This window comes from Bacillus sp. SRB_8 (assembly GCF_003264205.1).
GTDB classification, from domain to species: Bacteria; Bacillota; Bacilli; order Bacillales; family Bacillaceae_G; genus Bacillus_A; species Bacillus_A mycoides.
Window position 1 is genome coordinate 221,913 of sequence record NZ_NADT01000020.1, and the last position, 12,768, is coordinate 234,680.

The 12,768-nt window shown below is 36.2% G+C and carries 13 protein-coding genes; 4 read left to right on the plus strand and 9 right to left on the minus strand.

Annotation, left to right across the window (positions count from 1 at the left end):
- Positions 1-131 precede the first annotated feature (131 nt).
- The 5 genes from hutG to hutP all read right to left on the minus strand — a co-directional run bounded on the left by hutG (position 132) and on the right by hutP (position 6,108).
- Complete coding sequence (gene hutG, locus B5P40_RS19385; RefSeq protein WP_002128542.1) at positions 132-1,103, minus strand: formimidoylglutamase; 972 nt, start codon at positions 1,101-1,103, stop codon at positions 132-134.
- Entirely contained in the window at positions 1,082-2,353 is a 1,272-nt protein-coding gene (gene hutI / locus B5P40_RS19390) for an imidazolonepropionase (RefSeq protein ID WP_002190400.1), read from the minus strand. Before hutI ends, hutG begins: the two co-directional genes overlap by 22 nt.
- Positions 2,354-2,365: 12 nt before the next feature.
- The gene (hutU, locus tag B5P40_RS19395; RefSeq protein ID WP_002033512.1) at positions 2,366-4,024 is read right to left on the minus strand and encodes a urocanate hydratase; all 1,659 of its coding nucleotides are present in this window, start codon (positions 4,022-4,024) and stop codon (positions 2,366-2,368) included.
- Between the two features lie 23 nt (positions 4,025-4,047).
- Positions 4,048-5,565, minus strand: a complete 1,518-nt coding sequence (hutH, locus tag B5P40_RS19400; protein ID WP_002033511.1) for a histidine ammonia-lyase — start codon at positions 5,563-5,565, stop codon at positions 4,048-4,050.
- A gap of 102 nt (positions 5,566-5,667) precedes the next feature.
- Positions 5,668-6,108, minus strand: coding sequence for a histidine utilization transcription antiterminator HutP (gene hutP / locus B5P40_RS19405; protein ID WP_000926519.1), 441 nt, complete (start codon positions 6,106-6,108; stop codon positions 5,668-5,670).
- 181 nt (positions 6,109-6,289) lie between these two features.
- On the opposite strand from hutP, the gene B5P40_RS19410 reads away from it, so the two are divergent.
- Positions 6,290-7,258 carry a class I SAM-dependent methyltransferase gene (locus tag B5P40_RS19410; RefSeq protein WP_085960791.1) on the plus strand — a complete coding sequence of 323 codons (969 nt, stop codon included), beginning with the start codon at positions 6,290-6,292 and terminating at the stop codon, positions 7,256-7,258.
- Positions 7,259-7,271: 13 nt separating this feature from the next.
- Here B5P40_RS19410 and B5P40_RS19415 read toward each other — a convergent pair whose 3' ends face one another.
- Positions 7,272-7,844 (minus strand): DJ-1/PfpI family protein, encoded by a 573-nt coding sequence (locus B5P40_RS19415; protein ID WP_113709667.1) that lies wholly within the window; start codon positions 7,842-7,844, stop codon positions 7,272-7,274.
- Positions 7,841-8,419 carry an AAA family ATPase gene (locus B5P40_RS19420; RefSeq protein ID WP_002128548.1) on the minus strand — a complete coding sequence of 193 codons (579 nt, stop codon included), beginning with the start codon at positions 8,417-8,419 and terminating at the stop codon, positions 7,841-7,843. The genes B5P40_RS19415 and B5P40_RS19420 overlap by 4 nt, the downstream gene beginning before the upstream one ends.
- Before the next feature lie 253 nt (positions 8,420-8,672).
- Here B5P40_RS19420 and B5P40_RS19430 point away from each other — a divergent pair, with 253 nt between their 5' ends.
- Positions 8,673-8,969 (plus strand): hypothetical protein, encoded by a 297-nt coding sequence (locus tag B5P40_RS19430; protein WP_002033506.1) that lies wholly within the window; start codon positions 8,673-8,675, stop codon positions 8,967-8,969.
- Positions 8,970-9,078: 109 nt separating this feature from the next.
- Complete coding sequence (locus B5P40_RS19435) at positions 9,079-9,510, plus strand: DUF2621 domain-containing protein (RefSeq protein WP_113709668.1); 432 nt, start codon at positions 9,079-9,081, stop codon at positions 9,508-9,510.
- 551 nt (positions 9,511-10,061) lie between these two features.
- On the opposite strand, the gene B5P40_RS19440 is transcribed toward B5P40_RS19435, so the two are convergent.
- Both B5P40_RS19440 and ccdA read right to left on the minus strand, forming a co-directional pair.
- Positions 10,062-10,568: a CcdC family protein gene (locus B5P40_RS19440; RefSeq protein ID WP_002014224.1), complete on the minus strand. Its 507-nt coding sequence runs from the start codon at positions 10,566-10,568 to the stop codon at positions 10,062-10,064.
- Between the two features lie 90 nt (positions 10,569-10,658).
- Positions 10,659-11,366, minus strand: a complete 708-nt coding sequence (ccdA, locus tag B5P40_RS19445) for a cytochrome c-type biogenesis protein CcdA (protein ID WP_001152684.1) — start codon at positions 11,364-11,366, stop codon at positions 10,659-10,661.
- 487 nt (positions 11,367-11,853) lie between these two features.
- Between ccdA and B5P40_RS19455 the strand changes: the two genes are divergently transcribed.
- Complete coding sequence (locus tag B5P40_RS19455) at positions 11,854-12,762, plus strand: EamA family transporter (RefSeq protein ID WP_002190406.1); 909 nt, start codon at positions 11,854-11,856, stop codon at positions 12,760-12,762.
- The last annotated feature ends 6 nt before the right edge of the window (positions 12,763-12,768 follow it).

Consider the following 12,768-nt stretch of genomic DNA (forward strand, 5'->3'; position numbering starts at 1 on the left):
TTCTACACCCATTTTCTCTAATTTTATATACCTTGTAAAACAAAAAAAACACATCACTACATATAAGTAGCGATGTATTTTTATATAATGACAAAAACGGTTGCTTCAAAACTTCACACACGATCCTTCGCTTATATACTAACCTGTTTACTAATCGTTTCTCGCGCTAAAAGAAAACTCATAATCACTTGCGCAGCTACTCTACTCGTCATATCCCTAAAATCAAGAGTTGGATCAATTTCTACTATATCCATCCCTTGAACGAGTGGCTCTTTACCAAGGAATTCAATTGCATCAAGTAAAGTTGTACTATCCATCCCACCAGGGCCAATTGCTGGACAGCCCGGCGCAAACGCTTGGTCTAGTACGTCCATATCAAGAGAAATATAAATAGAAGTCACATCTTGTTTTCTTAATACTTCAATACTTTCTGAAATAAGATCTTTTATTTTTCGCTCTCTTACATCTTTCATTGTATACACTGTCACGCCATGCTCTTTTGCATATTCATGGTACGCTCGTGCATTTGAAAAATTACGAATCCCAATTTGAACGAGTTGTTTTCCTGTAATCACATCATTTTCTAGCAAACTACGGAACGGTGTACCATTTGATGGACCACCATCATCTAAATTACGTAAATCATGATGGGCATCAAATTGAATAATACCGACCTTCCCTTTACTATTTGCAAAACCAGTTATACTCGGAAAACTAATCGAGTGGTCACCACCAAGAACGATTGGTATCATTTTCGGATTTACTTTCGTCAAGTGACCAACTGTTTTCGCAATTCGGTTATGACTCTCTTTTATATCTGTCACATGCATCGTAATATCACCACAATCATGAAGAACACTTTCTTTCATATCGTGTTCTTCTGTAATTGCGTACGTGCTATATGCATCCAACATTGAACGAATTGTTTTTGGTGCAAAACATGCTCCTGAATGACTAATAGATGGTTTAGAAAGGGGCGCTCCAATTAAGGCAGCACCGAATATTTCCACACCTTCCTCCCAATTTTTAATCATTTCGCTCCACTTCGTCACTTCACGATCGATAAACTTTGCATTTTTCTTTAAATAGTGGCCGTGCTCCACGATTGTTCACCTCTTGTATATGCGATATTCCCATTCTTCCATACTGTATTTACATGACTTACGCCGTAATGGTACGGTACGTAAGCGTAATTATAAGCATCCCATAAAACTAAATCCGCCTTACGACCAACTCTAATTTTCCCAGCTACATCGCCTCGATTAATGGCATAAGATGAGTTCACTGTTACCGCATTCCAAACTTCTTCTGGTGTCATTTTCAGTTTCAGCATCGCAATGCTCATAATAAGCTGAATGTTTTCAGTTGGACAGCTACCTGGGTTAAAGTCTGTAGCTAAAGCAACTGCAACACCTTCATCAATCATTTTGCGGCCGCGTGCGAAGCTTTCTTTATTTAAATAGAAAGTTGTTCCTGGTAATAAAGTTGCTACTGTATTAGAATTCGCAAGCATTTCAATTCCTTTATCAGAAGCGCCAACTAAATGGTCCGCTGATGCTGCACCAATTTCAGCCGCTGCTTCCGCACCACCAAGAGGGTCGATTTCATCTGCATGAATTTTCACATCAAAGCCAAGCTCTTTCGCTTTTAATAAAAATTCTTTTGATTCTTCTACAGAGAACACACCTGTTTCGCAGAAAATATCAACGAACTCAGCTAATTGCTTCTCTTTCATTTCCGGTAATAAATCTAGCATCCATTGTAAAAATTCTTTCGATCTTCCTTTATACTCTTTCGGAACTGCATGAGCACCTAAAAATGTTGAAACTAAATCAATTGGATGCTCTTTTTGTAATTGTGCAGTTGCCTCTAATTGTTTCCATTCTGTCTCATCATCCAATCCGTAACCACTCTTCGCTTCTACAGTTGTAACTCCGAAAGATAGCATACGGTCTAAATGGAATTTAGCTTTTTGAACAAGTTCTTCTTTCGACGCTTGTTTCGTTGCATTTACAGTTGAAAGAATACCTCCGCCTTGTTCTAAAATTTCCAAGTACGGAACTCCTTGTAGTTTTAGCGCGACTTCATTTTCACGAGATCCACCAAATACAAGATGAGTATGCGGATCAACAAGACCAGGAGACACCATTTTCCCGCCGCAATCAATAACCTCTTTCGCTTGTAATCCTTTAGCTTCTTCCGCTGTTCCAACGAAAGTAATTACACCATTTTCAATTCCAACCGCACCGTTTTCAATAACAGGAAGCGTATTCATCGCTTCCTGTCTTAACAAGCCATCTTCTTGATCCATTGTTAGTAATTGACCGATATTTATTAGTAAAGTGTCCAGCATGTTTCTTCCTCCTTATTTCATCATTGGGATGTTAACGCCTTTTTCTTTCGCAGTTTGAACCGCTAAGTCATAGCCAGCATCAACGTGACGAACAACACCCATACCAGGGTCAGAAGTTAATACGCGTTCAATACGTTTTGCCGCTGCTTCTGTTCCATCTGCAACGATAACCATTCCAGCGTGAAGTGAATAACCCATACCAACGCCACCACCGTGATGAACAGACACCCAGCTTGCACCATTTACACTGTTAATTAATGCATTTAAAATTGGCCAGTCTGCTACTGCATCACTACCGTCTTTCATAGATTCTGTTTCACGGTTTGGAGATGCTACTGATCCACAATCTAAATGGTCACGGCCGATAACGATCGGTGCTGATAATTCACCATTAGCCACCATTTCATTAATAATGCGGCCAAATTTCGCACGCTCACCATAACCAAGCCAACAAATACGTGATGGAAGACCTTGGAACTCAACTTGCTGACGTGCCATACGAATCCAATTACATAAATGCTCATTATCCGCGAACTCGCGTAAAATAACTTCGTCTGTTTTATAAATATCTTCTGGATCACCAGAAAGTGCTACCCAGCGGAATGGTCCTTTTCCTTCACAGAATAATGGACGGATAAATGCTGGAACGAATCCCGGGAAATCGAAAGCATTTTTTAATCCTTCATCGAAAGCAACTTGGCGAATGTTATTTCCGTAATCAAATGTAATCGCGCCTTTTTCTTGCATTGCAAGCATTGCTTCTACATGTTTTTTCATACTTTCTTTTGATAATTGTACGTAACGTTCTGGATCTTCTTCACGAAGCTTCGCTGCTTCTTCTACTGTGTAACCTACTGGAATATAACCGTTTAATGGATCATGGGCAGAAGTTTGATCCGTAACTAAGTCAGGGATAATATTACGGTTTACTAACTCAGGTAAAATTTCTGCTGCATTACCTAATAATCCAATTGAAATAGGCTCTTTCTTCTCTTTATATTCGTTTGCAATAGCCAATGCTTCTTCTAATGATTCTGTATACTTATCACAATATCTCTTTTCAATACGACGATCGATACTACGCTTATCTACATCAATAGCAATTACAACACCGCCGTTCATCGTTACAGCAAGCGGTTGTGCGCCACCCATGCCACCTAAACCAGCAGTAATCGTTACAGTACCTTTTAATGAACCATCGAAATGTTGACGTGCCGCTTCACCAAATGTTTCATATGTTCCTTGTAAAATCCCTTGTGTCCCAATGTAAATCCAGCTACCCGCTGTCATTTGTCCGTACATCATAAGACCTTTTTTCTCTAGTTCACGGAAGTGATCCCAGTTCGCCCACTTCGGTACTAAGTTTGAGTTCGCTAAAAGAACCCGAGGCGCATCTTCATGTGATTTAAAAATTGCTACCGGTTTTCCTGATTGAACAAGTAACGTTTCATCGTTTTCTAACGTTTTTAATGAATCAACAATTGCATGGTAGCTTTCCCAATTACGAGCTGCACGGCCAATTCCGCCATACACAACTAATTCTTCTGGTTTTTCAGCTACTTCAGGATCTAAATTGTTCATTAACATTCGAAGTGCAGCTTCTTGAACCCATCCTTTCGTTTGTAACTCAGTACCTCTTGCCGCACGAATTGTTTGTTGTACTTTTTCCATTTCAATCTCTCCCTTTTCTCGTTTTATAGTGCTGCATTTACATCCAATCTTTCCTTTATTGAATAATTCGTTTTTAACCAATGCGCGATATTTTCAATATCCGTTGAGAATATACGGTCATTTGTAATAGAAGGCACTTGCTGACGACCTTGATGATAGAACGTTTTTGTAACTGTACTCATGTTTTCAATTCCGCGATATTCTGCTGCTTGCATCGCACAGATCATCTCAATTGCAAGAACACGTCTTGCATTTTGAATAATTTGATGCGCATGACGTGAAGCGATTGTTCCCATACTTACGTGATCTTCTTGGTTAGCTGAAGACGGAATTGAATCTACACTCGCTGGATGAGCTAACGTTTTATTTTCTGAAACGAGTGAAGCCGCTGCATATTGCATAATCATGGCACCTGATTGAAGTCCTGGTTCTGGACTTAAAAATGGTGGTAAGTCATTTAATTGCGGATTTACTAGGCGTTCAATACGGCGCTCTGAAATATTTGCAAGCTCCGCCATCCCTACTTTTAAGAAGTCCATTGCAAATGCAATTGGTTGTCCGTGGAAATTACCACCAGAGATTACTTTTTCACCGCCATCAAAAATAAGTGGATTATCTGTTGCTGCATTCATTTCAATTTCTAATTTTTCTTTCACATAATTTAAAACTTGCCAAGAAGCACCGTGAACTTGCGGGATACAACGAAGTGAATATGCATCTTGTACACGAAGTTCTCCTTGTTTTGTCACAAGTTTACTATCATGAAGAATATCACGAATTCTGCTTGCCACTTCGACTTGCTCTTTATAACCACGCGCTTTATGAACATTTTCATCGAATGCATCAATAATGCCGCGTAATCCTTCCATTGTCATCGATGCAATTAATTCTGATTGATAAGCACTTGCTTCAGCTTCTATATAAGAAAGAACCCCTTGCGCTGTCATTGCCTGCGTACCATTGATTAACGCAAGACCTTCTTTTGCTTCAAGTTCAATAGGTTCAAGTCCTTCTTCTGTAAGAGCAACCATCGCATGAACTCGTTTTCCTTTGTAGAACACTTCACCTTCACCTAATAAAACGAGAGCAAGATGAGATAAAGGTGCTAAATCACCGCTCGCTCCTAGTGATCCTTGTTGCGGAACGACTGGATGAATTTTACGATTTACAAACTCAAGAAGCATGTTTACAACAAGTGGTCTAACACCCGATACTCCTTTTAACATCGTATTAGCTCGTAAAATCAACATACCGCGTGATACTTCTTCAGGGAATGGATCGCCTATTCCGCACGCATGTGACTGAATTAAGTTGTGTTGAAGTGCTTTTACATCATCTTTTTGAATAAGTACATCACTAAACTTTCCAAATCCAGTTGTAATACCGTAAACGACTTTTCCGTCCTCTACAATTTTCTCGACAACTTCGCGGCACTCTGCCACTTTTTGCATACTAGTTGGGCAAGCTGTTACACCTTCACCTTCAAGTAACAACCTCTTCATTTCTTCAACTGTCAATGTGTGTCCTGTTAACGTAATCATTCTTTTTCCTCCTTATAAAGGCAAAAGGGGACCTTATCTTTTTAAGACAGACTTCTGTCCTAAAAAATAAGGCCCCCTTCTAACTAATAGACTATGGGCAAATCATATGTGATTAATTCCTAAACCAATCGCCTCATGCTCAGATCCTTTTACAGGTGCACCAATCGTTCCATAAAGTGCAACAGCAACCCATTCGCCTTCTTTTTTTCCGTCGTATGGTGTACCGCGCACAATCGCAAAGCGAAGTCCTACTGTACGAAGAACGTCTGCTAACTGAATTTGACCTCTCGTCACTCCGTACAAAGCTTCCATAATTGCATGATAAAGTGCATGTGTTTCTCTGTAAACATCTGTTTCAATAACTCGGTTGCTCTTAGCCGCTGTTTCCATTGCTGCTACTACTTTTTGCGAATTCATAGAACCAACTTTCCCAGTACAATATTTCCAACCTTTCGGAATAGATAATACGGGACTTTCATTCTCATCCGCAAGTGCCAACAGCATGGCCATACGACCAATTCGATGTGTTCCTTGAAGAAGCATGTGACTCTCTCATTTCTTTTGAATTATTTGAATATTACTTAATTTAAGAATATATGAAAACGGTTAAATCGTCAATAGTTTAAAATATTATTCAAGCAATTTTTTATCCCTCTCATACTTGTACTTGTGTACACAATTTATTTACAGATTTTTTTCAGACGTGCTATAGTCTCACTAACAGATGCAAAGGGGCGAAATTTCAGTGGCGAAGCGAAAAGATATTCATTTTCGAATTGAAGAAAAATTACTTACAAGGTTTGAAGACGCACTCCATTACGAAGGTTTAAATAAAACAGATGTATTAACACATGCGATTCAGCAATTTTGCATAAAGGTGGAATGTGAAAAAATGAATGATGTAAAACGCCAATACAACGTAAGTAACCATTTACAAACACGTATCGATACGCATAAACATTACGAAGAAAAACAAGTGAATGTAGATGAAGTCGTCATTGAACATTTACAACTCCAAGGAGAAGAAAAAATATTAGAGGTCGGGTGTGCTAACGGAAAATTTCTTTCCCTTTTGCAAACTAATGGTCATAAAGGACATCTAACTGGTTTTGATCAATCCGAAACTATGCTTTCTGAAGCTGCTATAACGAATAATATGATTGAATGGAAACTCGGTGACGCTAGTAAACTTCCTTTCGAAGCTAATTGTTATGACCTGCTAATCGCAAGGCATATGTTATACCACATGAAAGATGTCGAAAAAACTATTCAAGGATTCCATAAGATAATTCGTCCTGGCGGCGCCCTTTTAGCTACAACAAATTCTAAAGTTTCATTACCTCGTATAGATGAAATGTGTAACAAAATGTTAGTCACATTTGATTTACCAAAAACATCACCGTCAGTAGCTCCATTTTGTTTAGAAAATGGTAAAGATCTATTACACTCTGTTTTTTCAACTGTTGAAGAAACAATTATTCATAATGCACTTGTTTTTCATCATGCAACTCCAATCGTTAACTATATTTCTAGCATGTTCCCGTCGTTGAATATACCTGATAATATGTCCCTTCACACCGAAATGAAGGAATGGCTAAAAGAAGAAATAGAAAATGATTTATCATTTCATAACGGTATATGGCGCGATCCGAAAACGTTAGTGATTTATCGATGTAAAAAAGAAAAGAGCTAGCATTCGCTAGCTTTTACACGTTTTCCGGTAAAAGATTCTCCATCATTATATTGCCCTTTCCACTATAAAAATTTGTATTATGTTCATTCACTACTCCAAAATAGGAGGCAATCGCTAGTCCAAATGGCACAAATGCATGTCCTTGTGCTGTAATAATATTTGCGTGCTGTACAACTTCTGTATACACAAAATTTTCTACTGGAAAACAATCTAATTTTTGATAATCTATGGTCACTGTATAAGAGATTTCTTTTAGTAAACCTGCCCTTGCTAACGCATACGGTCCAGCACAAATCGCTGCCACTAATTTTCCTTGCTCAGAAAATTGACGAATAACTGAAAAAAGCAGTTTCGCCTCTTTCATATGTATTTCATCTCCGCCCGGAATGATAATCCCCTCATATTCTTCTACACGCACTTCACTTAATTCTATATGCGGCTGTACTTGTAAGCCTGTTTCACTTATAATCATTTCTTTTGTTAAACCCGCTGTAATGATTTCATATTTCTTTTTCAGCAATGCTTTTGCTACCGTTATTTCAAACTCTGCAAATGTCGGGTATACGAATAATAATATTTTTTTCATAGCCTTTTCTCCCTTAGCCACCCTATAAAATATGCCTCTAATTCGTCCACTGATAATATATTAGTGTCCACATAAGTTACGGGAAATTGTTTATACCATTCTTTTTCAACTTCTACTAATTTAAATTGTTCCTCAAATGTACTTCGATTTCTTGTCCTATCATTATTTCTCCTATCATACAAACTCTCTTTCGAAACATCTAAATAAAAAATTGCATCCGAACGGCATTCTCTTAATTTATACAATTCATCTTTTAATTCTGTTTCTATACCCCACTCTTTCCCTATCATCTTCGGATAAAAGAGTGTATAAAATTCAATATCTTCTGGTCCACGATCAAAAATCACGACTGAGCTTTTCACATTTTGAAACTCTTTTATTTTTGCTTCAATAAACATTTTTTGATTTGTAATAAACCCCTCTTTTGAGTTCATATCTAAATGTAATTCTTTTCTTTTTTCTACAATTGGATATGGATTTTCGTATATAATTGAAAGCTCATATTGCTCTAACCTTTTTGCCAATGTTGTTTTCCCACTTGCCATCGGTCCTTGGAGTGAAATTACGTATGTCATCCCTCTCATTCCCTTGTACTGTATTACATAAATAATAAACAGAATTTTGAAAACTATCAACAAGATATATATCATCTTGTTTCTTATTCTTATCTAACTTATAATAAAAAATAGAGATTATGACGGACGCAAAATAATGTAAGCTTGGAAATCCAAGCTTACATTATTTTTTGCTTTCCCTTTTCTTATAAAAAGAGTATACTAGATTAGAACGTATGTTCTTAATAATTACATACAGTAAGGAGATAGAACAATGGTATACGACACAAAAGCAATTTCTTGGAATGCATCTTTAAAACAACTTCAACGCCGCTATACAAACAAACAAGTTGACCGAAAAGAATTTGAAGATATTGAACTGATGGAATTCTTCCGCGATAACGACTACATTCCTTTACCTACACATATAAGCGGCCTATCAACAACACGTTTTACTTCTTACTCTATTTTCACAACTGAAGATAAAGATCGTAAAGTTGGCACACTCATCATTGAATATGTAGAAAATGACAATGATATTTTATGTGTTGAACAACTATACTTCGTTTAAATCACAACGCTTGGTCAAAATGATCAAGCGTTCTTGCTTTCTATGAATCTCATTGCTTATAATATAAATAAAATACAAAATATTGCTTTCGTTAAAGGAGGGCATACAATTGCTTGAAGGATGGTTTAGTTGGTTTATAGTCGTTTGGACTGTTGTATTATTAGGGCTTATGTCCATTGGTGGATATTTCATGTTCAGAAAATTCCTAAAACGGTTACCGAAAGAAGACGGTATGTCCATTTTGGATTGGGAAGATCACTATATTAATAAAACAAGACACTTATGGGCTGACGAACAAAAACAATTGTTAGAAGAACTAGTAAGTCCCGTTCCGGAATTATTTCGCGATGTTGCTAAGTCAAAAATTGCTGGCAAAATCGGAGAACTAGCATTACAAGAAAATTCCTCTAAAATTACACAAGATTTAATTATTAAAGGATATATCATCGCCACACCAAAGCGTGATCATAAATTTTTAATTAAGAAACTACAAGAAAAAGAGATTGATTATTCTAACTATAAAACTTTACTTGCAAAGTAAGCCCATTATTCCTTATAAAAAAGATTGCTATTTTATAGCAATCTTTTTTATAAGCTCAACTTACAGTTACTGATTTTGTAGCAATTAATCTCGCTTTCGCTAAATCTATCTGTAACCCTACAGCACTCGTATAAATCGTATCACCAGTACCTGTAATATTTACAGAGGTATATGTTGTATTCGCAGCAATTCATCCTGTTGCATTTATATTTGTAATATTAGATTCGGCTCAAGACACTTAAGCTAAGTGAAATTTCGTCATTAACATTCCACTTTCATGTTGTATCAGTACCATCAAGTGGAGTAATTGTTAATGAAGGAACGTCTCCTATACGATCCAACCTAATCTAACTTAGCCACCAATTACCGGTGATAAAACTTCAAACCAAATAGTATTCCTTATATCGGTCCATTCATAACGTCAAACTTAAATTGCTTCTTCGATGGTCGACAATTTATACATCACAACTAGAATTGAGGAAGTTACCTTTCAGTGATTAACAAAAAACAACGTCTAATCAGACGTTGTTTCTTTATACATATAACACTCTTTACGTTAACTTCATATCTTTTTCATTATAAAAACCGTCTTCTTTTTCCATTTCCTTCTGTAATTTCGTAAAGGAACGGTACATTGCAATTCTCCATGACACAATCATCGCGAACGCCAGTAAGAAGAACATGCCACTAAGTTGTCCTAAATCAAGAGATTGGCTTAAGTATGTTTTAAATACAATCCGCACGACAAGTAATCCAATTAGTATAAAAACAAATGCTTTTGAACGCTTCAAATAAATCTCTTGTCCTCTAATTTCAAATTTAGATGTTTTAATAAGAAAAATAGAGAAAAACAAACCGACGCCAATTGCTTCTAACATTTCTGCTGGAGTTAATCGAAATTCAGGAAAAACAAACATCAACGCTCCCGTGCTCATAAAAAATGGGGGAAGTATAATTTTTTTCAATGTTGCAGGTTTCTTAGCTGCTTTTAAACGAATAAACATCGCACCGACAGCCATACAAACAGCAACGATACTTGATAACAGAACTATGTTCATATTTTCTCATCCTTTTTTGTGGCTATATGCAAAATATAATTTTATTATATGCTTTTCCGTTAGTATTTCCAACATTTTCACAGAATAATACTAAAAACCGGTAAAACCACCAAATAAACTTGAGAAATATACGATAATTTTCGTCATCCAGTTAAAATATAGGAAGATACCCATGACAATCATAACGTATCCTCCAATCTTCATGAATTTCATACTATTTCTTTTAATCCAAGACATTTTCGTAATAAAGAATGAAAGTACGAAAAACGGGATAGCAAATCCAAGTATGTAAGCAATCATATAAATCATTGCCGATTCTGGATTTGTTGCAGCTAATCCAATTACAGACACTAATATAGGTCCAGTACAAGGTGTCCATCCAGCAGCAAAAGCCAATCCAATTAAAACTGAACCAAAATAACCACTCGGACGATTTTTAAACGTAAATTTACGGTCTTGCATTAAAAACTTCGGTTTAAACACACCGACAATAATAAGACCAAACACGATGATAAATATACCGCCTAACTGTCTAATTAAATCTTTATAATTTGTAAAGATGCCTCCAATAAAACTTGTACCAAATCCAATTGCAATAAAAATAATTGAAAAACCAAGTAAGAAAAACGCTGTATGTATCATACTTCTTTTGCGAAGCATTGCATTTTCTTCTTTCAATTCAGAAACCGACATACCTGTTATGTATGATAAAAATGCCGGATAAAGCGGTAAGCAACATGGGGATATAAATGATAAGAACCCAGCTCCAAACGCTAAAAAAATACTAATATCTTGCATTATTCCACTCCTCTCCTCTTCAATATTGTAGCAAAAACAATTGAAAATACTATGGACATTTCATGAATTCACTTTTCCAACATGACAATAAGAAAAACTACCCTTTCACACACTTTCTAATAAAACGTTTTCATTCCCTTCTATTATATAGAAAAATCTCAATTGAATTATGAAACTCTTTCTAATTGTTACTAACATAACAAAGGTTCCACAGTTTCTCAAATGATTAGCACATTACAATTGACTTCACACCTATTGGCCTTAAAAAATTTTTTCAAATGCTGTCTTTATACAACATAAAGCTGATTTTACAATACTTTAATTATTATTAATTTCAAGATTATGCATAAATATCATACTTTTATTATTATTCTATAAAATTTTGCACTTTTCTTTCATTTGACCCTTCATTTTTAATTTTGTATACTTCCCTCTAGTTATATATGTCCGTTACGGAACAATTTCATATAGATGGGAGGAATTTTTCATGCTTCGTTATTCTCTTTTAGTTTTATTAGGAGCGTGTAGTTATGGGGTTTTAGCTATTTTTGTTAAACTTGCATATGCAGAAGGGTTTTCACTTGGAGAGGTAATTGGTAGCCAGTATTTGTTCGGTTGGATTATTTTACTTGCTATTACACTTCTATTTTCTAGACATCGTGTTCCACTAAAACAAATGTTAATTTTATTCGTCGCAGGAACGTCTGCAAGTTTTACTGGAATTTTTTATTACGCTTCTTTAAAAACTGTACCAGCTTCTATTGCAATTATACTTTTATTCCAGTTCGTTTGGGTTGGGATTATCATTGAAGCAGTCGCAACAAAAACATTACCTTCAAGAGAAAAAGTTATTTCAGTAATCTTCTTACTTGCAGGTACATTTTTATCAAGTGGGTTATTAGAAACATCAGCTGGTGATTTCGATACGACTGGAATCATTTTAGGCTTATTATCTGCTGTTACATTTGCAACATACATTTTCGTAAGCGGGAAAGTTGCCGTTGAAGTACCTTCTTTACCACGTGGTGTCCTTTTAATGGCTGGCGCTTTAACTTTAGTCATGATCGTATTCCCGCCAACATTTATTTTTAACGGGGCGATCTCTCAAGGCCTTTGGAAATACGGCTTAGGATTAGGAATATTTAGTATCGTTATTCCGTCCATTGCCTTTACAATTGGCATTCCAAAAATCGGTTCTGGATTAGCAACTATTCTTGGTGCAGCAGAACTACCAGTTACAACTATTATGTCTGTATTCGTTTTAAAAGAAGCTGTACTATCTTCACAATGGTTCGGTGTATCACTTATTTTAATCGGTATCGCAATCCCGCAAATTGCATACGCAATGCGTGGGCGTTATCGAAAACAGCATACTCATAAAAAAGTTGCAGCATAAAACGAG

What these genes read in the sequence shown, in the direction of transcription:
- hutI (WP_002190400.1), bottom strand. Translation starts at nt 2,353, where the DNA reads ATGCTGGACACTTTACTAATAAATATCGGTCAATTACTAACAATGGAT.
- hutU (WP_002033512.1), bottom strand. Translation starts at nt 4,024, where the DNA reads ATGGAAAAAGTACAACAAACAATTCGTGCGGCAAGAGGTACTGAGTTA.
- hutH (WP_002033511.1), bottom strand. Translation starts at nt 5,565, where the DNA reads ATGATTACGTTAACAGGACACACATTGACAGTTGAAGAAATGAAGAGG.
- hutP (WP_000926519.1), bottom strand. Translation starts at nt 6,108, where the DNA reads ATGCTTCTTCAAGGAACACATCGAATTGGTCGTATGGCCATGCTGTTG.
- B5P40_RS19410 (WP_085960791.1), top strand. Translation starts at nt 6,290, where the DNA reads ATGCAAAGGGGCGAAATTTCAGTGGCGAAGCGAAAAGATATTCATTTT.
- B5P40_RS19415 (WP_113709667.1), bottom strand. Translation starts at nt 7,844, where the DNA reads ATGAAAAAAATATTATTATTCGTATACCCGACATTTGCAGAGTTTGAA.
- B5P40_RS19420 (WP_002128548.1), bottom strand. Translation starts at nt 8,419, where the DNA reads ATGACATACGTAATTTCACTCCAAGGACCGATGGCAAGTGGGAAAACA.
- B5P40_RS19430 (WP_002033506.1), top strand. Translation starts at nt 8,673, where the DNA reads ATGGTATACGACACAAAAGCAATTTCTTGGAATGCATCTTTAAAACAA.
- B5P40_RS19440 (WP_002014224.1), bottom strand. Translation starts at nt 10,568, where the DNA reads ATGAACATAGTTCTGTTATCAAGTATCGTTGCTGTTTGTATGGCTGTC.
- ccdA (WP_001152684.1), bottom strand. Translation starts at nt 11,366, where the DNA reads ATGCAAGATATTAGTATTTTTTTAGCGTTTGGAGCTGGGTTCTTATCA.
- B5P40_RS19455 (WP_002190406.1), top strand. Translation starts at nt 11,854, where the DNA reads ATGCTTCGTTATTCTCTTTTAGTTTTATTAGGAGCGTGTAGTTATGGG.